Genomic DNA, 21,253 nt, shown 5'->3' with positions numbered 1-21,253 from the left:
CCCCTCGCGCAGCGGCAGGAGCGGCGCTCCCATGGCAGAGAAGACGATCATCGGTGGTTTGAACTGGGTCAAGGGTGAGATCGACACCGCCCTGCGCCCGGTCCGGGACCTGGCGATCCTCCAGGCAGCGTCGGCGACCCCGCAGGACGTCACCGAGGCCGGTGAGGCGTTGGCACAGGTGCGGGGGGTCTTGCTCGCGTTACAACTGCCCGCCCCGGCGCGCCTGACCGAGGAGCTGACACGTCTCACCGCCGGGCTCGGCGGTGGCGAGCTGGCCGAGCTGCAGCCCGGGGCGCGGGCCCTGACCACTGCGCTGGTGGCGCTCGGCGAGCATCTCGATCGGCTCGACGCCGGGTACGATGATTCTCCGCTGGCGCTGTTGCCGGCGATCAATGAGGTCCGCGCGGTGATCGATGCCGCGCCGTTAACCGAGGTCGAGCTGCTCGCGCTCACCGCGCTCAGCGGGGCCGCCGGCCAGCTGCAGCGCTCCCCCGAGGCGCTCGAGGCGCTGGCCGAGGCGTTGCGTCAGGTGCGGCCACAGTTCCACCGTCATCTGGTCGAGTGGTATCGCGGCGGCGCCGAGGGGCGGGGGCTGGTACAGCTCGGACGTCTCTTCCATCACCTCTACGGTTATCTCGGCGAGGGCCCCCTGGCCGACGTCTTCCGGCTCGCCGAGCACCTGACCGAGGCGTTGCGCCAGGGCTGGCTCGAGGCCAGTGCCGAGCAGCGCTCGCTGCTCGGTCATCTCGACTGGATCCTCAAGCCGCTGGTGCAGCGTCCGCCGCAGTGGCCGGAGGAGGCGGTGGTGGGGCTGATCGAGCGCTTGCTGACGGCGCTGGCGCCACTCGAGGCGACCTCGCTGCCGGGGTTGGACGTGGTGCGCGCGCGCTATGGCGCGCGTCCCGGTGGTGCCACTGGCGCCGCCGACGAGGCCCTGGCCACGGCCGCTCGTGAGGTCTTGGAGGCCCTGCCCGAACTCGAGGGCCGGCTCGAACGCCTGGCCCAGCCCGGGGTCGCCGATACCGGTGAGCTGGCACTGTTGGAAAGTGGGCTGCGCCGGCTCGCCGAGCGGCTCGCGGTCGCCGGAGGCACCGAGCTGGAGGCCAAGTTGCGGCGTCTCGCCGGTGAGTTGGGCGCCGCCGTCGACGGTGCCGAGGGTGGGGGGGCGCTCGAGACCCTGGCCACCGAGCTGCTCGGCCTCAAGTCGCAGTTACGCGCCTGCGCCGAGCGCCGCGCCGGGGCCGCCAGTGGCGAGCTGCCGGGGATCGATCTCGGTGAGCTGGCCAGCCTCACCCTGCGCGAGGCCGGCTACGAGTTGGTGCAGGTCAAGGAGGCGATCGGCGCCTGCCATCTCGATCGCGCCAATCTCGCCCCCTTAGCGCCGGTGCCCGGCGCGCTGGAGAACGTGGCGGGTGCACTGCGCATCCTTGATGAACAGGCCGCCGCCGATCTCGCCGGCGCGGTCGCCGTGCTGATGCGTGGCCTGGATGGCGATCAGGCGCCGATGCCGAGCGAGGGGGAATTCGAGCACCTGGCCGATACCATCGCCGCGCTCGAGCTCTACATCGCTCATCTGCAGGACGGCCAGCCGTTCGGGGCCAACCTGATCGAACAGGCCCGCGCCTCGCTCGCTGCCCTGCAGCAGGCCCGTGGGTCGTCGCTGCAGCCCGAGCCCGGTCCGGCTGCAGCGACGGCGGCGCCCTCGACGGCAGCCGCCCTCGCCCCCGAGGAAGGCACCATCGCTGCGGAATTCCTGGATATCTTTCTCGAAGAGGCCGCCGAGGAGGTGGATGCGGCGCGTGCCCAGTTCGCGCGTTGGTCGGAGGCCCCCGAGGACTGGGAGGCCTTGACCACGCTCAGGCGCAGCTTCCACACCCTCAAGGGCAGTGGCCGGCTGGTCGGGGCGCGACAGGTGGCAGAGGTCGCGCAGGCCAATGAGATCCTGCTCAATCGCGTGCTCGAACGCAGTGTGGCGGTCACGCCGCCGCTGTTGGCGCATATTGCCACGGTGCTCGAACGCCTCCCCGAGCTGGTTGCCGCCGAGGCCGAGGGGCGCGCCTTTGCGATCGCGCCGCTGATCACCCCCGCCGAGCAGTTGCTCGCGCCACCGGCGCCGGGAGCGGCCTCGGTGACCGAGACGCCCGACGCGGCGGCGCAGGATGCGGTGTCGTCGGTCTTTGCCGACGAGACATCGCTGGACCCGGAGAGCGTGCCGCTGCCGAGCCTGGGCACGGACGATGATGCGGCGGAGGCCGGGGGTGAGGCGGGCGCCGAATTTGAGCTGCCGGAGCTGGAGCTGCCCGCGCTCGACCTCGCTGAACTGGAGCTGGCGCCGCCGGCCCCGGCGGCGGTGGCCGATGAGGTCGTGGTGTCGGCCGCCGCTGCGGCGCCCCTGCCCGATCCCGCGCTTGCCACGATCGATGCCGGTAGCCTGCTCGGCGAGGATGAGGAGCTGCTCGATATCTTCCGTGCCGAGGCTGCGGAACACCTGCAGCAGATCGCTGACGCGCTGGCCGCGGCGCGCGCGGTCGACGAACCACTCCTGCGCGCGCTCCACACCCTGACCGGCAGCGCGCGCATGGCCGGGATCGATAGCATCGCGGCGCTCACACGGGTGCTCGAGCACCGTCTCACCCAGGAACAGGGCCGGTCACCCGATGCCGAGGCGCGCGGCTGGCTCGAACGGGCCTGCGACCAGATCGCCGCGCGGGTCGCCGAACTCCCTGGCGGCGGCCCGGCGGGGGCGACGCTGCAGGCACTGACCGCAGAGGTGGAGATGGCGTTGCCGCCGGTCATCACCCCGTCGTCCGCCGAGACCCGCGCGTTCGTCCCTGACCCGACCCCGTTGCCGGATCCGCTGGTCGCCTCCACGCCACTGCCCGAGGCAGGCGCGGCGGTGGGCTCGGTCCCAGGGGAGGAGGCCGCTCTCTCGTCGGCACCGTCCGGGATGGCGACAGAGGCCATGGCGGGGGCGGAGGCGTCGCGAGCCGAGCGTGATGATCTGCCGCCCCCCTCGACACCGGCCGCGGCGGCGGAGACGACCGCATCGACCACGGGTGCGCCCGTGCCCCCGCCCGCACTTGACGACGCTGCGCCGTCGGGCGCCGCCCCCACGGCCTTGACGGCACCAGGCCCTGAACCCACCCTGTTGCCAGAGCCAGAGCCAGAGCGCTCTGGTAGCAGCGGTGTGGCCGAGGCGGTCGCGGCGGATAGCGTCGCGGCGCCCGACCCCGAGCTTGCGACCCTGTTCCTGGAAGACGCGCGCGAGCTGCTCGACAAGCTCGATGCCGAGTTCCAGGCCTGGCTGCTCGCACCCCAGCAGCACGACCGGCTCGATGGCATCAACCGTCTACTCCATACCCTCAAGGGCAGCGCCCGACTCACCGGGTTGACGGTGATCGGGGATCTCAGTCATGCCCTCGAGACCCGGCTCAAGGCGGTCCACGACGACCCGCGCGTCATCACCGATGCCACCCTGGAGCTGGCGCAGCGCGCCGTCGATGCCCTTGCCGGTCAGGTCGAGGCGCTCGAGCGCGGTGCTGCGCTGCCGCGGCTGTCGGCCCTGGTGGCCGCGCTCGAGGACACCGAGGCGGAGTCGGCCACCACCACGGCCTCGGCCCCGCTCGCCGAGCTGCGCCCGCTTGCGTCCACGCCCGTGCCCGCCTCCGCGCCCCCGGCGTCTGCCCCGCCCCCGGAGGCGGCCGCTCAGGTGCGGGTGCGTGCCGACCTGCTCGATCAGCTCGTCGACGATGCCAGCGAGATCAGCATTTACCGTGCCCGGCTCAGTCAGCGCAATGCCCAGTTCGGTTTCAGTCTCGGCGAACTCGAGCAGACGGTGACCCGGTTACGTAGCCAGCTGCGCACCCTGGAGATGGAGACCCAACGTCAGCTGCTCGGTCACGGCGAGGAGCCGTCGGCAGTCGAACGCGGCGGTGAGCAGGGGTTCGACCGGCTCGAGTTCGATCGCTTCTCCAACCTGCATCAGCTCTCCGGGGGGCTGGCCGAGACCCTCGACGACCTCACCAGCGTCAAGGAGCTGCTCGGCGGTTATCAGCGCGAGGTCGCCGACCTGTTGACCCAGCAGGCGCGGCTCGCCGACGACCTCCAGCACGGTCTGTTGCGCACCCGTCTGGTGCCCTTCGTGCAGGTGGTGCCGCGGCTGCATCGGCTGGTGCGCCAGACCGCCGAGGGGTTGGGTAAGTCGGCGCGGTTGGAGGTGGTCGGCCCCGAGGTGGCGCTCGATCGCGCGGTGCTCGATCGTCTGGTGGCGCCGCTCGAACACCTGCTGCGCAACGCCGTCGATCACGGTCTGGAGGCCCCCGAGGCGCGCCTCGCGGCGGGCAAGCCGGAGATCGGCACGCTGGTGCTGGCGCTACGCCGCGAGGGTAACGACGCCCTGATCAGCCTCAGTGATGACGGCAAGGGGTTGGACCTCGCGGCGATCCGGGCCAAGGCGATCGAGCGCGAGATGCTCTCGCCCGAGGCCGAGATCCCCGACGAGGCGCTGCTGCAGTTCGTGCTCGAACCGGGCTTCACCACCCGTCGCGAGGTCACCCAGGTCTCCGGGCGCGGCGTCGGGCTCGATGTCGTCGCCTCCGAGATCAAGGCCGCCAACGGCGGTATCGATCTGCGTTCACGGCCGGGGCAGGGGGCGACCTTCATCATCCGCCTGCCGTTGACCCTGGCGATGATCGAGGCCTTCCTGGTCAAGGTCGGCGAGAACGTCTACGCGGTGCCGCACAGTAGTGTCGAGGCGGTGGCGCGAATCGATCGCGAGGCGCTGATGGCCATCCTGGACGGCCGTCGACGGACCTTCGAGCATCTCGGTCAGGATTATCAGGTGGTCTATCTCGGCGGTGTGCTCGAGCCGGGACAGGAGCCCGAACTCGGCGAGCGGCGGCGGTTGCCGTTGCTGTTGGCGCGACTCGGTGAGCAACGGGTGGCGCTGCAGGTCGACAGCCTGATCGAGAGTCAGCGCATCCTGGTTAAGCCGCTGGGAGCGCAGCTGGCCGATGTGCGCTGGTTGAGCGGTGGTACCGTGCTCCCCGATGGCCGGGTGGCGCTGATCCTCGATGCCCTGGCGTTGCTGCGTTCCAAGGCGCTGCGGGACTATCGCCCGAGTGCTGGTGGTCAGGCCCGTGGCGAGGCGCCGGTGTGTGTGATGGTGGTTGATGATTCGTTGACGGTGCGACGGGTCACCAGTCGCTTGCTGCGGCGCGAGCGGATGGAGGTGATCACCGCCAAGGACGGGGTCGAGGCGCTGACCTTGCTCGATGCGCGCCTGCCCGACCTGCTGTTGCTCGACATCGAGATGCCGCGGATGGATGGTTTCGAGTTGACCCGCCATATCCGCCGCTCGGAGCGTCTGCGCGCGCTGCCGATCATCATGATCACCTCGCGCACCGGGGAGAAGCATCGCAAGCACGCCCTCGAACTCGGTGTCGATCGTTATCTCGGCAAGCCTTACCAGGAGTCGCGGCTGCTCGAGGAGATCGCCGCGGTGCTGGCGGAGCGAGAGGCATGATCCAGCTGCACGCCGCGCTCGACCGGGAGGAGGTCCGGGTGATGTTGCTGCCGACCCGGGGGCGCGATCTGTTGGTCCCGGCCAGTGCGGTGGCCGAGATCGTCTCGGCCGATGCGGTACAGCCGCGCTCGGGTGCCCCCGAGTGGCTGCTCGGTGAGCTGCAGTGGCGTGGTCGGCGGGTGCCTGCGGTGGCCTTCACTCCGTCCCCGGCGGGGCAGGGACGGGGACGCGCGCATGCGCGGGTGGTGGTCTGCTTCATGCCCGAGGGCAACCCGGCGTTACCCTTTGTCGCCCTTTACAGCCGAGGCATGCCGCGGCTCGAGCGTGCCGCTAGCGCTAACCTGGTCGCCGAGCAGGATCCACACCCCTTTGCCCTGACCGCGCTCGCGCTCGGCGAGCGGCATGCCTGGCTGCCCGACTTCGCCGCGCTCGAACGCGCCCTGCTCGCCGTGGTTGGGCAGGGCTGAACGGCGCCGCGCCCGCGCGCCGCACCGATCCCGGCGTCGTTGCCGCCGTGCGTCTCGGTTCGGTGGTGCCGGCGCCATGTTGCGATCCAAGGAGTTGGTCCTATGTCCGCCGTTGTGCCCAGGTTCGAGCAGATGCTCGCGGCGCTCATCTCGACCCCGTCGGTGAGCTGTGTCAATCCGGTCCTCGATCAGAGCAACCGGCCCTTGGTGGCGCTGCTCGCCGAGTGGGCCGAGGCCGCGGGCTTCAGGGTGGAGGTGATGACGATCCCCGGTCATCCCGACAAGGCCAACCTGATGGCGACCCTGGGGCAGGGGGACGACGGGTTGGTGCTCGCCGGCCACACCGATACCGTCCCCTTCGATGAGTCGCACTGGAGCCACGACCCGCTGCGTTTGACCGAGGTCGACGGGCGTTACTATGGGCTCGGTATCGCCGACATGAAGGCCTTCTTCGCGTTGGCACTGGAGGCCGCCCGCGGGCTGCGTGCGGCCGAGCTGCGCGCCCCCCTGATCCTGCTGGCCACCGCCGACGAGGAGTCGGCGATGAACGGCGCGCGAGCGCTGGTCGCCGCCGGCCGCCGGCCCGGTCGCCACGCGCTGATCGGTGAGCCCACCGGGCTGCGTCCGGTACGTCTGCACAAGGGGGTGATGAACGAATCGCTGCGGCTGGTCGGGCGCAGCGGCCATGCCAGCGATCCGGCGCTCGGTAACAGTGCGCTCGAGGGGATGCACGAGGTGATCGGTGCGGTGCTCGCCTGGCGTGAGGGGTTGCGCCAGGGGCATCGTCATCCGGCCTTCGCGATCCCGTACCCCACGGTGAATCTCGGTCACATCCATGGGGGCGATAACCCCAACCGCATCTGCGGCGAGTGCGAGCTGCAGCTCGATCTGCGGTTGCTGCCGGGGATGTCGGCCGAGCGGGTGCGCGCGGCGTTGTGCGAACAGGTCGCCGAGATCGCGGACCGACGCGGGCTGAGGTGGGCGGTTGAGCCCCTGTTCGAGGCGATCCCACCGGCCGAGACCGCTGCCGAGGCGGCCATCGTGCGGGCCTGCGAGCGACTTACTGGGCGTGCGGCCGAGGCGGTCAACTTCGGCACCGAGGCGCCTTTTCTCAATCAGTTGGGGATGGAGACGGTGGTGCTGGGACCGGGCGACATCGCCCAGGCCCATCAGCCCGATGAATTCCTCGCGCTGGAACGCATCCCGCCGACCCTGGCGCTGCTGCGTGGGTTGATCGGTGAGTTCTGCGTGAAGTGAGGCCGGCCCCGTGTCGCTGGGGCACGGCGAGAGGCCCCGCGCCGTCGGCGCGGGGTGGTCGTGCTCAGTCGGTGAGGCGCTGGCGGGCGCGGGCGATGGCGGCGCGCACCTGGTTCGGCGCGGTGCCGCCGAGGTGGTCGCGGGCGGCGACTGAGCCGTCGAGGGTGAGTACTGCGTAGACGTCGTCGGTGATCGCCTCGGAGAACTGGCGCAGCGACTCGAGCGGCAGCTCGGCGAGATCGCGACCCTCGCGCACGCCGAGCGCGACGGCCTTGCCGACGATCTCGTGGGCGTCGCGGAAGGGGATGCCCTTGCGTACCAGGTAGTCGGCGAGGTCGGTGGCGGTGCTGAAGCCCTGGCGCGCGGCCTCGCGCATGCGTTGATGGTTACAGGTGACGTGCCCCATCATGTCGGCATACACTTTCAGTGAACCCTTGAGGTTGTCGACGATGTCGAATAGCGGCTCCTTGTCCTCCTGGTTGTCCTTGTTGTAGGCCAGGGGTTGGGCCTTCATCAGGGTCAGAAGGCCGATGAGGTGACCGAAGATACGACCGCTCTTGCCACGCACCAACTCGGGGACGTCCGGGTTCTTCTTCTGCGGCATGATCGAGGAGCCGGTGCAGAAGCTGTCGGAGAGTTCGACGAAGCCGAACTGTGCCGAGGACCACAGGATCAGTTCCTCGGAGAAGCGCGACAGGTGCATCATCAGGATCGCTGCGTCGGCGCTGAATTCGATGGCGAAGTCGCGATCGGAGACGGCGTCGAGCGAGTTCTCGGCGGGGCGATCGAAGTCGAGCAGCTCGGCGGTATAGGCCCGATCGATGGGGTAGGTGGTGCCGGCGAGCGCGGCGGCACCGAGCGGCATCACGTTGAGTCGACGGCGGCAGTCGAGGAGTCGGTCGTGATCGCGATCGAGCATCTCGAACCAGGCCATCATGTGATGACCGAAGGTGATCGGCTGGGCGACCTGCAGGTGGGTGAAGCCGGGCAGCACGGCGTCGGCCTCACGTTCAGCGAGGTCGAGCAGCGCTTGCTGCAGGCGGCGGATCTCGCCGGCGAGGGTGTCGATCTCCTCGCGTAGCCACAGACGCACGTCGGTGGCCACCTGGTCGTTGCGCGAGCGCCCGGTGTGGAGCTTCTTGCCGGCGTCGCCGATCGCCTGGGTGAGTGCCGACTCGACGTTCATGTGGACGTCCTCGAGCGGGATCGACCATTCGAACTCGCCGGCCTCGATGCGGGCGCGCACCTGCTCGAGTCCGTCGACGATGGCGTCGCGCTCGGCCTCGGTGAGGATGCCCTGACGGGCGAGCATGGTGGCGTGGGCGATCGAGCCCTGGATGTCGTAGCGATAGAGCCGACGGTCGAAGTCGACCGAGGCGGTGAAGGCCTCGACGAAGGCATCGGTGGGGGCGTTGAAGCGCCCGGCCCAGGGTTTGGCGGATTGATTGGTGTCGTGCATGCTCACGTAATCCGGGGGTTGAGAATCCATTGATTCTACACGTTGTCCGCGCCCTGCAGGCAGTGTGCACCGCGCCCCCTGGACACCCCGGAGCGGGGATCGGGGGCGTGTCCGGTACATGCGACTTGAGCCGGTGGCGATGACGGCACATCCTTGTAGGTGTCAGTGTGGCGGCGCGCCCGGCGGGCCGGGACCGCGCGCACAGGGAACGAGGTCGGCAAGATGGGGTTGATAGCGCCGCTTGTCAGACCTATTGGAATGCGAATGCGCACGGTGCGATGCCCGTGCTCTGGGAGGGGCGGTGATCCCTGGCCCTCCGGCAGACGCTGTAATCCATCCATGGATAGGGGTGAATCAGCATGAAGATCCTGGTCGTCGACCATGAGACCTCGGCACGCGAGCGGCTGCGGCAGTTGCTCGCCGAGACCGAAGGGGACCACGAACTGGCTGGAGAGGCCTGCAACGGGCTCGAGGCGATCGAACGCTGCCGTAGCCAGCCGATCGACCTGGTGCTGCTCGATCTGCAGATCCCCGGCATGGACGGTCTGCAAACCGCGGCGCGGTTGGCTCGCCTGGAGCGGCCGCCGCGGGTGGTGTTGATGACCCCGGAGCCGGCCCGTGGGGGCGAGTTGTTGGCCCCGCCGGCGGTCCTCGAACGGCTCGACAAGCCGGTTGAGGGCGAACGCCTGGAGGCGGTGCTGCGTCGTAGTCAGCACCTGGCCTGGGGGCGTCAGGCGGCCAACCGCCCGATCTGGCCGGGCGAGAACGGCGGGCGACGCACCGAGATCAGCGCCCCCTATCGCGGCAGCGTGGTGCGGGTGGCGGTGCGTGACGTGGTCTATCTGCAGGCCGAGCACAAGTACGTCACCGTCTATCACGCCAATGGCCAGTTGCTGGTCGACGAGTCGTTGCGCTCCTTCGAGCGCGAGTTCCCCGATCTCTTCCTGCGTATCCATCGTAACGCGCTGGTTGCGCGCAATCGACTCGAGGGGCTGGAGAAGCAGACCGATGGTTCCACCGTGGCGCGCTTGCACGGGCGCCCCGAGCGACTGACGGTCAGTCGACGTCACCTGGCGCAGATCCGCCGCTGGTTGCGTGCCGCGTCCTGATCCCTCTCCACAAGCCCGGGGCTGATCCCGGGCTTGGGTTTTGCCTTGCCACCCTCAGGCTGCGGACATGTCCAGCCTAACCGAGACCCTTGCCCTGATCGCCGCGCTCGGCATCGCCGTGCAGTGGCTCGGCTGGCGTGCGCGGGTGCCGACCATCGTCTTGCTGCTCGGCTGCGGGTTGTTGCTGGGGCCGGTGTTCGGGTTGATCCGGCCGAGCGTCTCGCTGGGGCCGGCCTACCCGGCGCTGGTCGAACTCGGGGTCGCGGCGATCCTGTTCGAGGGCGGGCTCAGCCTGCGCTGGCACGAGCTGCGTCAGACCGGTGCCGGGGTGTGGCGTCTGGCCACCCTCGGGGTCGCGCTCAGCCTCGCGCTGGGGATGCTGGCCGCGTATCTGCTCGGCGGTTTGTCGTGGCCGGTGGCGTTGGTGTTCGCCGCCATCGCCGTGGTCACCGGACCGACGGTGATCCTGCCGCTGTTGCGTCAGGCGCGATTGCGTCGTCGCCCGGCCTCGCTGCTGAAGTGGGAGGGCATCGTCAACGACCCGATCGGGGCGCTGCTGGCGGTGGTGCTGTTCGAGGCGGTGGTCTCGCCCGGTTCGCCCGAGCTTGGCCACACCCTCGCCGAGCTGTTGTTGGGGCTACTCGGTGCGGCGGCCTTCGGGGCGGTGGCCGGCTGGTCGCTGGGGCGGCTCTATCTCGCCGGTCAGGTGCCGGAGTATCTCAAGGGGGCCTTGGCGCTCGGGGTGGCGCTCGGGGTGTTTGCGCTGGCCAACCTCGTCTTCGCCGAGTCCGGGCTGGTGGCGGCGACGGTGATGGGGGTGGTGCTCGGCAACATGGGGCTGCCGAGCATCGGCGAGGTGCGTCGTTTCAAGGAATCGGTGGCGGTGTTGTTGGTCTCGGGCATCTTCCTGCTGCTCTCGGCCGACCTCGATCCCGAGATCCTGGGGGCGCTCGACTGGCGCAGCGCCCTGCTGATCATCGCCATGGTGCTGGTGGTCAGGCCGCTGGCGGTGTTGCTCGCCACCCTCGGCTCCGGGTTGGAGTGGCGCGAGCGGGTGTTGGTCGGTTGGGTCGCGCCTCGCGGGATCGTCGCCGCGGCAGTCGCTGGGGTGCTGGGGCCGGGGCTGGTGGCGCGCGGCTTTGCCGATGGTGCCCTGCTGCTGCCGCTGGTGTTCGTGTTGATCCTGGTCACCGTGGTGGTGCACGGCTTCTCGCTCGGCTGGTTGGCGCGACGGTTGGGGTTGAGTGCTGCGGCGCGCGAGGGGCTGCTGATCTGCGGCGCCAGCCCCTGGAGCACCGCACTGGCCGCGACCCTGCATGCCCAGCAGGTGCCAGTGCGGCTCGCCGATCGTTCCTGGCACCGGCTGCGTCGGGCGCGCCAGGCCGGGATACCGGTCTATTACGGTGAGCTGCTCTCCGAGCACGCCGAGGGCGAGTTGGAGTTGACCGACTTCGGCAGTCTGCTGGCGATCAGTGGTAATGATGCCTATGACTCGCTGGTCTGTGCCCAGTACGCCCCGGCCTTCGAACGGCGCCGGGTCTATCAGTTTCCGGCCGAGCCCGGGCACGCGCAGCGTCGTCCCGGCGCCAGTTGGCGGGGACAACCCTTCCTGGCCGAGGGGGTGCAGTTCGAGGATCTGCAACGCGAGTGGTATCGTGGCTGGACCTTCCAGGTGACCCGACTCGGCGAGGGCTTCGATCTCGCGGCGCTGCGCCGCAGCCTGCCCGAGGGGGCGCGTCTGATCCTGCTGATCGATGCCGCCGAGGGGGTGCGTCTGGCGAGCGCCGACACCCCCTTCAAGGCCGCCGTGGGACAGCGGGTGCTGTGGTTCGGTCCCAAGGGCGAACGGCTCCGGGGACATGACGAGCGGGGGTAGAATGCTTGCATCTAATTGAATTCTCGTGCTAGCATTCCGCTTCTTTATGTACTCAAACGCTCGACGACTTCGTAGAGATCTTCGCCATGTCCAAGGTATGCCAGGTAACCGGTAAGCGTCCCATTACCGGCAACAATGTCTCGCACGCTCACAACAAGACCAAGCGTCGCTTCCTCCCCAATCTGCACGTTCATCGTTTCTGGATCGAGAGCGAGAACCGCTGGGTGCGTTTGCGTGTCTCGGCTAAGGGCATGCGGATCATCGACAAGAAGGGCATCGACACTGTGCTCGGCGATATCCGCGCACGTGGCGAGCGCGTCTAACCGGAGAACCTATCATGGCCAAGGCAGCACGCGAAAAGATCCGCCTCAACTCGAGCGCAGGGACTGGTCACTTCTACACCACGACCAAGAACAAGCGTAACCAGCCGGGCAAGATGGAGATCAAGAAGTTCGATCCCGTCGCCCGTCAGCACGTGATGTACAAGGAAGGCAAGATCAAATAAATCGCGCCCCGCGCGCGGAGTGATCCCGCCTCCAAGTCGACCACAGACCCTGGTCGCGATCTCGGCGCCCAGCGTTCGAGCATCGAAAAAGCCCGCATGCTGCGGGCTTTTTTCGTTTGGGCGCAACCTCAATCGGCATCGATAAGATAGGACGCCGTTGCCGGGGGGCCGGGCAGCGCCGAGTCCGTGGTGGGGTGCCAGCCGAGCCAACCCTCGATCTGCTCGGCCAGGGCCAGGTCGAGCTCGGTGACTCCACCGGCCGAGTGGGTGCTGAGTCGAACTTGCAGGCGATCGTAGCCGAGTTCCAACTCGGGGTGGTGCCAGGCGCGTTCGGCGAGGTGACCGACGGCATTGGCCGCCAGCAAGGTCGCCTGCCAGCCGGCGGTGCGGTAGTCGCGGCGCAGCTCGCCGTGCTGGTGGCGCCAACGCGGCAGCGTCTCGTTCAAGCGGCGGTCGATCTCCTGCTGCGGTAGCGGGCGAGGGGTCTCCATGGTCACTCCTGCTGGGCTGCGGGTGGTTGTTCCATGTCCTGAGGGTGGGGTGGATGGGGGGAGTCGCCAAGCCGCCCCGCCGACCGGCCCCGCGAGTCCTAAACCACGAGAACCGATCCTCGATGTCTGATCGTGACCACGCCGCTGTAGTGATCCGCGAACTCCACTATGCCGAGGACAGTACGGCGCGTTTCGCGCCGCTGTTACGGCGGCATTGGCCGGTGTGGCTCGATAGCGGGCGCCCCTACAGTGATCAGGGACGCTACGACATCCTCAGCGCCGATCCGAGGCAGGTGCTGGTGACCCGGGGTGGAGAGACCGCGCTGATCGATGCCGCCGGGCGGCGGCGCTGCTCCGAGGCCGATCCCTTCGTCCTACTCGCCGAGGTGTTGGGGCCGCGTCGCCCGGCCCCGGCCGAACTCCCCTTCGCCGGTGGCGCCATCGGCTTCTTCGGCTATGATCTCGGGCGCCGGCTGCACGGGTTGCCCGAGCGCGTGCGCGAGCCGGGCGCGCCGCCTGATCTCGCCGTCGGGTTCTATGACTGGGGCGTGGTGGTCGATCATCACACCCGTCGTGCCTGGTTGTTCGCCCCCGACCAGGCCGCGCTCGAACGGCGTGCCCAGTTGCTCGAGACCCCGGCGCCGCAGCTGCCACCCTATCGCACTCACGGGGCGGTACGCCCCGACTGGTCGCATGCCACCTATGTCGAGGCGATCGCGCGCATCCATGCCTATCTGCATGCCGGCGACTGCTATCAGGTCAACCTCGCGCAGCGCTTCTCGGTGCCTGCCAGCGGTCATCCCTGGCACGCCTATCGATTGCTGCGTGCGCTCAATGCCGCGCCCTTCTCGGCCTACCTGCAGGGGCCCGACTGGCAGGTGTTGAGTTCCTCGCCGGAGCGCTTCCTGGAGGTGCGCGAGGGGTGTGTCGAGACCAAGCCGATCAAGGGCACCCGTCCGCGCGATCCCGATCCGGCGCGCGATCGTGCCCTGGCCGAGGCGCTGCGACTCAGTCCCAAGGATCGCGCCGAGAACCTGATGATCGTCGACCTGCTGCGCAACGACCTGGGGCGGGTGTGCGACTACGGCAGCGTGCACGTGCCGCAGCTGTTCGCGATCGAGCACTATGCCCGCGTGCATCATCTGGTGAGCACGGTCAGCGGTCGGCTCGCGCCCGGGCGCTCCGCCGTGGAGCTGTTGCGCGCGGCCTTCCCCGGCGGCTCGATCACCGGCGCCCCCAAGCGCCGGGCGATGGCGGTGATCGACGAGCTCGAGCCGGCGCCGCGCGGCCCCTATTGCGGTGCCATCGGCTATCTCGGCCATGATGGTGCGATGGATACCAACATCGCCATCCGCACCCTGGTGCATGCCGCGGGCCAGACGCGATTGTGGGCCGGTGGCGGCATCGTCGTCGATTCCGAGGCCGAGGCCGAGTATCGCGAGACCCTCGACAAGGCCGCCCCGCTGCTCGAGCTGCTCGAACGCTTGCGCGCCGGCACCGGGTGACGTCGCCGCCGCTGCGGTCGGTGTGATGCTGGACGTGTGCGCGCACTGCTCTATCATCGGCCCCCGATGGGGCCGTCGTCGCGGCGTCGATGGTCGATGGCGGTCCTCTCTCGCATCCACTCCCAGCACGAGGCGCACACTGATGTCCGACCGACCCGATACCCAGGCCGTGAAGTCCTATCTGCTGACCCTGCAGGATCGTATCTGCGAGGCGTTGCGTGACACCGACGGTGGTGCCGATTTCCGCGAGGACCTGTGGGAACGCCCCGCAGGCGGCGGTGGGCGTACCCGGGTGATGCAGGACGGGATGTTGTTCGAACAGGGCGGGATCAACTTCTCGCACGTGCGCGGCGAGACCCTGCCGGCGGCGGCCAGCGCCTCGCGCCCGGAACTGGCCGGGCGCAGTTACGAGGCGATGGGGGTGTCGCTGGTGGTCCATCCGCAGAATCCCTATGTGCCCTCATCGCACCTCAACGTCCGTTTCTTCCTCGCCGAGCACCCCAAGGACGAGCCGGTGTGGTGGTTCGGCGGCGGCTTCGACCTCACCCCCTATTACGGTTTCACCGAGGACGCGGTGCACTGGCACCGCAATGCCCAGGCCGCCTGTGCGCCCTTCGGCGAGGATCTCTATCCGCGCTACAAACGTTGGTGCGATGAGTACTTCTTCCTGCCGCATCGCAACGAGCCGCGCGGTATCGGCGGGATCTTCTTCGATGACTTCGACCAGGGTGGTTTCGACAACAGCTTCGCCTTTATGTGTAGCGTCGGCGATCACTATCTCAGCGGCTACCTGCCGATCGTCGAGCGGCGCTGGGCGCATGTCTACGGCGAGCGCGAACGTGATTTCCAGTGTTATCGACGGGGGCGTTACGTCGAGTTCAACCTGGTGTGCGACCGCGGCACCCTGTTCGGGTTGCAATCGGGCGGGCGCACCGAGTCGATCCTGGTCTCACTGCCGCCGGCGGTGCGCTGGCGCTACGATTTCAGCCCCGAGCCAGGCAGCCCCGAGGCCGAACTCTACAGTCGTTTTCTCGAGCCGCGCGACTGGTTGACCGAGGCCGCTTGAATCGCGCGCTTGCTGCCGTCGCCACTGGAGCCGCGCCGGCGGCTGAGCTATGTTATCGGGCTGAAGCGCCGGGATGGGCCCGGGCGCCCAAGATTCGTCCCCCCGAGGTTTGATGTCGATGTCACCCCTTGATACTTCGCGTGCCGCTTTCCCTGTCACCCGCATGCGCCGGATGCGTCGCGACGACTTCTCGCGCCGGATGATGCGTGAGACCACCCTGACCCCGGACGACCTGATCTATCCGGTGTTCGTGCTGGAGGGCAAGGGTGAGCGCGAGGCGGTCGAATCGATGCCCGGGGTCGAGCGCCTGAGCGTCGACCTGCTGGTCGAGGAGGCGCGCGAGGTCCATCGCCTGGGGATCCCGGCGATGGCCTTGTTCCCGGTCACCCCGGACTCGGTCAAGTCGCTCGACGCGCGCGAGGCCTACAACCCCGACGGTCTGGCGCAGCGTGCGGTGCGCGCGATCAAGGACGCGGTGCCCGAGCTCGGCATCATGACCGACGTCGCCCTCGATCCCTTCACCACCCACGGGCAGGACGGCCTGATCGACGACCAGGGCTACGTGATGAACGAGCCCACCGTCGAGGTGCTGGTGCGTCAAGCCGTCTCCCACGCCGCAGCCGGTGCCGACATCGTCGCCCCCTCCGACATGATGGACGGGCGCATCGGCTCGGTGCGCGCCGCGCTCGAGCAGGACGGTCACATCCACACCCGCATCATGGCCTACTCGGCGAAGTACGCCTCGAGCTACTACGGCCCCTTCCGTGACGCGGTCGGCTCCTCGGCCAACCTCGGCGCGGGCAACAAGTACACCTATCAGATGGACCCGGCCAACTCCGACGAGGCGTTACACGAGGTCGGTCTCGATCTGGCCGAAGGCGCCGACATGGTGATGGTCAAGCCCGGGATGCCCTATCTCGACATCGTGCGTCGGGTCAAGGATCAGTTCGGTGCGCCGACCTTCGTCTATCACGTCAGCGGCGAGTACGCGATGCTCAAGGCCGCGAGCATGAACGGCTGGCTCGACGAGCGCGCGGTCGTGCTCGAGGCGATGGTGTCGATGAAGCGCGCCGGTGCCGACGGCATCCTTACCTACTACTCCAAGGACATCGCCCGCTGGCTCGGGGCCTGATCCACTACGGGTGCGTGGTCGTGATCGCGCATCCGCCGTTTCCCGGTCGGCCGCAGTCGCTGCGGCCGGTCTTGATACCGCCGTCTGCAGACCCGTCCCGGGAGACCGGGGCGGGTCGCTTGCGGATGTGTCTCACCGCGCCAGCTAGGTCCTCCCGAGATGCCTCATCGTTATGCCGTCATCGGCAACCCGATCGCCCACAGCCAGTCGCCGGTCATCCATGCTGCCTTCGCCGAGCAGTGCGGCGAGGTGATCGACTATGGCCGGATCCTCGGTGATCGGCACGATTTCGCCGCTGATGTCCAACGCTTCTTCGCCCAGGGCGGGCTCGGCCTGAACGTCACCCTGCCGTTCAAGGAGCAGGCCTGGGCGTTGGTCGACGAGCGTAGCGAGCGCGCGGAGGTCGCCGGCGCGGTCAATACCCTGATCGTGCTCCCCGATGGCCGGCTGCGCGGCGACAACACCGACGGCATCGGGCTGGTGCGCGATCTCGCCGACAATCACGGTTTCACCTTCGCCGGCGCCCGGGTGCTGCTGCTCGGCGCTGGTGGCGCGGCGCGCGGGGTGCTGGTGCCGCTGCTTGGTAGCGGGCTGCGCGAGCTGGTGATCGCCAACCGCACCGCAGAGCGCGCCCATACCCTGGCGGTGCTGGGGAGCGGTTCGAGCACAGTGCCGGTTGCCGCCTGCGGGTTCGAGGGGCTGATCGGCGAGCGCTTCGACCTGGTGATCAATGCCACCTCCGCTGGGCTCTCGGGCGCGGTGCCGCCGATCCCTGCCGACCTGCTCGCCCCTGGCGGCTGGACCTACGACATGCTCTACGGCGCCGAACCGACTGCCTTCTGTCGCTGGGGGCAGGCGCACGGTGCGGCACGTAGTCTCGACGGACTGGGCATGTTGGTCGAGCAGGCCGCCGAGTCCTTCCGGCTGTGGCGCGGGGTACGCCCACGCACCGCTGAGGTCATCGCCATGCTGCGCGCGGCCGACTGAACGCATCTCGAACCCCCATCACGCAGGAGCGGGTCATGGAGTCGAACCACATCCCCGGGCGGCGCGAGCGCCAACTGTTGCGTAGCCAGGACAATCCGCTCTTCGGCTGGCCGCCGGTGCCGCTCGACCCAACCGCGCTGGAGGCGGCGCGTGCCGCCGACCGGGCGGCGCTCGAGCGCTTTCGCGAGCGCTTCGCGCAACAGCTCGAACGTGCCGTCAAGCTCGGTGAGCACGGTGAGGGGAGCGAGGTGATGGCGCTCAAGGAGACACTCGAGCAGCTCTACGAGGAGAGCTTCGGCCTGCCCGCGGCACTCGAGCGCGAGCGCGAGGCGCTCGCCGGGCTGATCGAGACGATCGCCCGCAGCCTTGCCCAGGCCACCTGCGACGACCCCGAGGCGAGTGCCGCGTTGGCCGAGTTCGAGCGTGCCCGCGCCGCCCATTTCGCGCTGCTGCGCCACCCCCTGGTCGGCGACCTACTCGATCCCGAGGGCCCGATCGGTCCGGCTGAGCTACTGCCGACCCTGCTCAGCGTGCCCGCCGAGGAGTTCAGTGCCGCGCTCACCCTGTTCGATACGCTGCAGCGCCGCACCCTAGCGCGCGACGGCGAGGCGTTGCTCGCGAGTGTCGAGGGTGAGGGCGTCGACTGTGCCGAGGCGCGTCGTCGGCTCGCCATGCTCGTTGCCACGCCCAGCTAAACGCCCCGGTCGCGGGCGAGGTCTTCCGGGCGCGTGGAATCCCTCCAGCGCCCATCTTTGCGATGACAACGACTGAGACTGCTTCATGACCAAGATCATCCCCGCTGCCGAGGCCCTGCAGCGCCTGCGTGACGGCAACCGTCGCTTTGCCGCCGAGTTGTGTGCCTCCAACAATGCCATCACCCATGCCGACTTCGCCGGCCTGATCGCCGGCCAGAACCCCTTTGCCATCGTCCTCGGTTGTTCGGACTCGCGGGTGCCGGCCGAGTTGATCTTCGATCAGGGCTTCGGCGACCTGTTCGTGATCCGGGTGGCGGGCAACATCGTCGCCCCTTCGCAGGTCGGTAGCGTCGAGTTCGCCGCCTCGCGCTACAACACCCGCCTGGTGGTAGTGCTCGGTCATTCCTGCTGCGGTGCGGTCAGCGCCACCCTGGAGACCATGCTCGACGGCGCCGACAGTGAGTCGCGCAACGTCGCCGCCATCGTCGACCGGGTCAAGCCCTCGGTCGAGAGTCTGCTCGAGACCGAGTTGCGCGACGATCGTGAGGCGCTGCGTCATGCTGCCATCCGCGCCAATGTCCGTGCCTCGGTCGATCACCTGCGTCACGGCTCGGCGATCCTCGAATCGCTGATCGAGCGCGAGGGGCTGATGGTGGTCGGTGCCGAGTACTCGCTCGAGACCGGGCTGGTCGACTTCTTCGACGGTGTGCCCGAGGACTGGGATCAGGTGTGATCCGGTCGCGCCTGGGTCCAGGCCGGGCTCAGGCGCGCGAGCGGGTGCTGGCCGTAGAAGGCGCGTAGCTGCGCGTAGACCGCCGGATAGGCCTCCATCAGCAACGCCGGAGAGTCGAAAAAGTATTCGCTCGTCACCGCGAAGAACTCCGCTGGCGACTCGCTGGCATAGGGATCGATCGCGGTCTCCTCGTCGGCGTCGACCCGGGCGCAGAGGTCTGCGTAGGCGGCGGCGAGATCACGCTGCCAGTCGCTGCTTGACATCCCCGGGTGCAGCGGTGGACAACCGTTGGGCGCACCGGCGCGCATGTCGAGCTTGTGGGCCAGCTCGTGGATGACGACGTTGTAGCCCTCGCTGTCGCCCCCGGCGGCGACATCGGCCCAGGACAGGATCACCGGACCCTGCTCCCACGACTCTCCGCTCTTGGCCTCCTGTTCGATCCATACCACGCCGTCGTCACCCATCACCTCACGCTCGGGGACGAACTCCTCGGGATAGACGATCACCGCGTACCACCCCCGATACCATTCGATCCCCAGCTCCAGCACCGGCAGCGCCGCTTGTAGCGCGATGCGGAGTCGGTCGGCTGCGCCGAGTTCGACGCCCTGGGCGCACTCGATGCGCTTGGTGCGGAGGAATTCGAGCGCCAAGGTCTCCAGCCGCGCGGCCGTCTCCGGGCTGAACCCGGCGAGCAGCGGCAGCGCCTCCCAGGCCGCCGTCCAGTCGTGTGTCGAGAACATTCGACTCACGCGCTCGATACGGCGCGTGCGCCACCACCGACTCAGCGCGCCCATGCGCACCGTCCGTCCGCTGCCTGATCCATCGAGGGGCTCCTGTGAAGGCGGGGGAAAGGGGGACATTGAAACCGATCGGGGTCGCAGGGCAAAGGGGGGCGACCAGTCGCCAGGAATTTTGAACCGCAAAGGCCCAAAGGGCGCGAAGAGGGGGGAGAGCTACCAGCTACCAGCTACCAGCGGCCAGTCGCCAGTCGCCAGTCGCCAGTCGCCAGGAATTTTGAACCGCAAAGGCTCAAAGGGCGCGAAGGGGGGAGGAGAGCTACCAGCCGCCAGCCGTGGGGCGAAGGGTGGTGCGATGACGCTCGCTGGCGGCTGAAGGCTGGCCGCTGGCGACGCTCCGGCTTGATGTCGCTCGCGACTCCACGCACTATTGGGGCATCCTGGGGTTGCAGGCCATTCGGCAGGGAGATCCATGCAACGGACGCCATCGCTCCTGGTCACCATTGCGCTCTCGCTGGTGCTGCTGGTGCCGGTCGCCTGGCTACTGGTCGAGCGCTGGCCATCATCGGTGCCTGAGTCCTCGCTGGCAGCCGCCCCGCAGGGCGGTGACTTCACCCTGAACGCCGCCGGTGGGCCTCTGAGTCTGACGCAGTTGCGCGGCAAGGTGGTGCTGATCTACTTCGGCTACACCTGGTGCCCGGACATCTGTCCGACCAATCTCGCCATCATCGCCCATGCCCTCGGCAAGCTGACCCCGGAGGTTCGCGAGCGCGTCCAGGTGCTTTTCATCAGTGTCGATCCTGAGCGCGACGACCCCGAGCGGCTGCGTCAGTACACCGCCTACTTCCATCCCGGGATCATCGGCCTGACCGGCACCCCTGAGCAGCTCGCCGAGGTCGCCGCGCGCTATGGCGCGGCCTACCGGCGGGTCGAGCAGCCGGACTCGGCGCTCGGTTACCTGATCGATCACTCGGCCTCGACCGCGCTGGTCGATCCCGAGGGGCGGTTGGTGGGGTTGCTCGCTCACGCCACCCCGGCCGAACAGATCGTCGCGCGTATTCGCGGGCTGCTCGGTCTCGCGCCGGCTGATTCCGCTCCTTCTCACCCGGAGGCGTCATCATGAGGAAGACACTGCTGGTCGTCTTGCTGCTCTGCGGTTTGGTGCCGGCCAGGGCGACACCATCCGGTGGTGTCGTGGTCGCAGACGCCTATGTGCGCGCCGTGCCGCCGGGTCAGCCCAACAGTGCCGCCTTCATGGTGTTGGACAATCGTGGCGGGGAGCCGCGCGCCCTGGTCGCGGCGACCAGTCCGGTGGCCGAGGTCGTCGAGCTACACACCCACGACGAGGCGGGGGGGATGATGCGGATGCGGCGGATCGAGCGCATCGAGCTACCCGCCGGCGAGTCGGTAAGGCTCGCGCCCGGTGGCCTTCATGTGATGCTGATCGGGTTGCGTCAACCACTCTCCGGCGAGGTGCCGGTGACGCTCGAACTCGAGCTCGACGATGGCACCCGGATCGAGGTCGAGGCCCCGGTACGTGCCCCCGCTGCGGGTGTGCGACATCACGCGCACTGAGTCACGTCATCGCCTCGTGAGCACGCCGTTCGCGGGCCGTCTCGGGATCTTTACGGCGGCCGATTTGTCTGTGCAGAGACATGTCGGGAAACGGCGTGCAATTTGACCCATCTGTCGAAATTCTGATATATATCG

General features: G+C 68.7%; 18 protein-coding genes. 15 read left to right on the top strand and 3 right to left on the bottom strand.

Features of this window, described 5'->3' with window-relative positions; genetic code table 11:
* Nucleotides 1–31: 31 nt before the first annotated feature.
* From HF203_RS06445 to argE, 3 genes are all read left to right on the top strand, one after another.
* Nucleotides 32–5,524, top strand: a complete 5,493-nt coding sequence (locus tag HF203_RS06445; protein ID WP_168667806.1) for a hybrid sensor histidine kinase/response regulator — start codon at nt 32–34, stop codon at nt 5,522–5,524.
* A complete protein-coding gene (locus HF203_RS06440) occupies nt 5,521–5,991 on the top strand; it encodes a chemotaxis protein CheW (protein WP_168667804.1) in 471 nt (156 codons plus the stop codon). The genes HF203_RS06445 and HF203_RS06440 overlap by 4 nt, the downstream gene beginning before the upstream one ends.
* Before the next feature lie 102 nt (nt 5,992–6,093).
* Nucleotides 6,094–7,248: an acetylornithine deacetylase gene (argE, locus tag HF203_RS06435; RefSeq protein ID WP_168667802.1), complete on the top strand. Its 1,155-nt coding sequence runs from the start codon at nt 6,094–6,096 to the stop codon at nt 7,246–7,248.
* Between the two features lie 64 nt (nt 7,249–7,312).
* Here argE and argH read toward each other — a convergent pair whose 3' ends face one another.
* Complete coding sequence (gene argH / locus HF203_RS06430; RefSeq protein ID WP_168667800.1) at nt 7,313–8,707, bottom strand: argininosuccinate lyase; 1,395 nt, start codon at nt 8,705–8,707, stop codon at nt 7,313–7,315.
* 359 nt (nt 8,708–9,066) lie between these two features.
* Here argH and HF203_RS06425 point away from each other — a divergent pair, with 359 nt between their 5' ends.
* The 4 genes from HF203_RS06425 (at nt 9,067) to rpmG (ending at nt 12,197) form a co-directional block, all read left to right on the top strand.
* On the top strand, nt 9,067–9,816 hold the full coding sequence (locus HF203_RS06425; protein ID WP_168667798.1) for a LytR/AlgR family response regulator transcription factor: 750 nt from the start codon (nt 9,067–9,069) through the stop codon (nt 9,814–9,816).
* Nucleotides 9,817–9,883: 67 nt separating this feature from the next.
* On the top strand, nt 9,884–11,692 hold the full coding sequence (locus tag HF203_RS06420) for a cation:proton antiporter (RefSeq protein WP_168667796.1): 1,809 nt from the start codon (nt 9,884–9,886) through the stop codon (nt 11,690–11,692).
* 86 nt (nt 11,693–11,778) lie between these two features.
* Nucleotides 11,779–12,015 carry a 50S ribosomal protein L28 gene (gene rpmB, locus HF203_RS06415; RefSeq protein WP_168667794.1) on the top strand — a complete coding sequence of 79 codons (237 nt, stop codon included), beginning with the start codon at nt 11,779–11,781 and terminating at the stop codon, nt 12,013–12,015.
* 14 nt (nt 12,016–12,029) lie between these two features.
* Nucleotides 12,030–12,197, top strand: coding sequence for a 50S ribosomal protein L33 (gene rpmG, locus HF203_RS06410; protein ID WP_012969431.1), 168 nt, complete (start codon nt 12,030–12,032; stop codon nt 12,195–12,197).
* Between the two features lie 128 nt (nt 12,198–12,325).
* On the opposite strand, the gene HF203_RS06405 is transcribed toward rpmG, so the two are convergent.
* Nucleotides 12,326–12,688: a 4a-hydroxytetrahydrobiopterin dehydratase gene (locus tag HF203_RS06405; RefSeq protein WP_168667792.1), complete on the bottom strand. Its 363-nt coding sequence runs from the start codon at nt 12,686–12,688 to the stop codon at nt 12,326–12,328.
* A 122-nt stretch (nt 12,689–12,810) separates the two neighbouring features.
* Here HF203_RS06405 and pabB point away from each other — a divergent pair, with 122 nt between their 5' ends.
* From pabB to HF203_RS06375, 6 genes are all read left to right on the top strand, one after another.
* Complete coding sequence (gene pabB, locus HF203_RS06400) at nt 12,811–14,193, top strand: aminodeoxychorismate synthase component I (RefSeq protein ID WP_168667790.1); 1,383 nt, start codon at nt 12,811–12,813, stop codon at nt 14,191–14,193.
* Between the two features lie 142 nt (nt 14,194–14,335).
* Nucleotides 14,336–15,259, top strand: a complete 924-nt coding sequence (gene hemF / locus HF203_RS06395) for an oxygen-dependent coproporphyrinogen oxidase (protein WP_168667788.1) — start codon at nt 14,336–14,338, stop codon at nt 15,257–15,259.
* A 118-nt stretch (nt 15,260–15,377) separates the two neighbouring features.
* A complete protein-coding gene (gene hemB / locus HF203_RS06390) occupies nt 15,378–16,391 on the top strand; it encodes a porphobilinogen synthase (RefSeq protein ID WP_168667786.1) in 1,014 nt (337 codons plus the stop codon).
* Nucleotides 16,392–16,550: 159 nt separating this feature from the next.
* The gene (gene aroE / locus HF203_RS06385; RefSeq protein ID WP_168667784.1) at nt 16,551–17,378 is read left to right on the top strand and encodes a shikimate dehydrogenase; all 828 of its coding nucleotides are present in this window, start codon (nt 16,551–16,553) and stop codon (nt 17,376–17,378) included.
* A 35-nt stretch (nt 17,379–17,413) separates the two neighbouring features.
* Nucleotides 17,414–18,073, top strand: coding sequence for a hypothetical protein (locus tag HF203_RS06380; protein WP_168667782.1), 660 nt, complete (start codon nt 17,414–17,416; stop codon nt 18,071–18,073).
* A gap of 85 nt (nt 18,074–18,158) precedes the next feature.
* Nucleotides 18,159–18,806, top strand: coding sequence for a carbonic anhydrase (locus HF203_RS06375; RefSeq protein WP_168667780.1), 648 nt, complete (start codon nt 18,159–18,161; stop codon nt 18,804–18,806).
* Here HF203_RS06375 and HF203_RS06370 read toward each other — a convergent pair.
* A complete protein-coding gene (locus HF203_RS06370; protein WP_168667778.1) occupies nt 18,797–19,600 on the bottom strand; it encodes a M90 family metallopeptidase in 804 nt (267 codons plus the stop codon). The two genes, HF203_RS06375 and HF203_RS06370, sit on opposite strands and share 10 nt — an antisense overlap.
* A gap of 415 nt (nt 19,601–20,015) precedes the next feature.
* Between HF203_RS06370 and HF203_RS06365 the strand changes: the two genes are divergently transcribed.
* Together HF203_RS06365 and HF203_RS06360 are read left to right on the top strand one after the other, a co-directional pair.
* A complete protein-coding gene (locus HF203_RS06365; protein WP_168667776.1) occupies nt 20,016–20,666 on the top strand; it encodes an SCO family protein in 651 nt (216 codons plus the stop codon).
* Nucleotides 20,663–21,118 (top strand): copper chaperone PCu(A)C, encoded by a 456-nt coding sequence (locus HF203_RS06360; protein ID WP_168667774.1) that lies wholly within the window; start codon nt 20,663–20,665, stop codon nt 21,116–21,118. The genes HF203_RS06365 and HF203_RS06360 overlap by 4 nt, the downstream gene beginning before the upstream one ends.
* Nucleotides 21,119–21,253: the final 135 nt, after the last annotated feature.

Source organism: Marichromatium bheemlicum (genome assembly GCF_012276755.1).
GTDB classification, from domain to species: domain Bacteria; phylum Pseudomonadota; class Gammaproteobacteria; order Chromatiales; family Chromatiaceae; genus Marichromatium; species Marichromatium bheemlicum.
The sequence above is the reverse complement of the archived record's forward strand: the minus strand, read 5'-3'. Positions and strand labels throughout refer to the sequence as shown.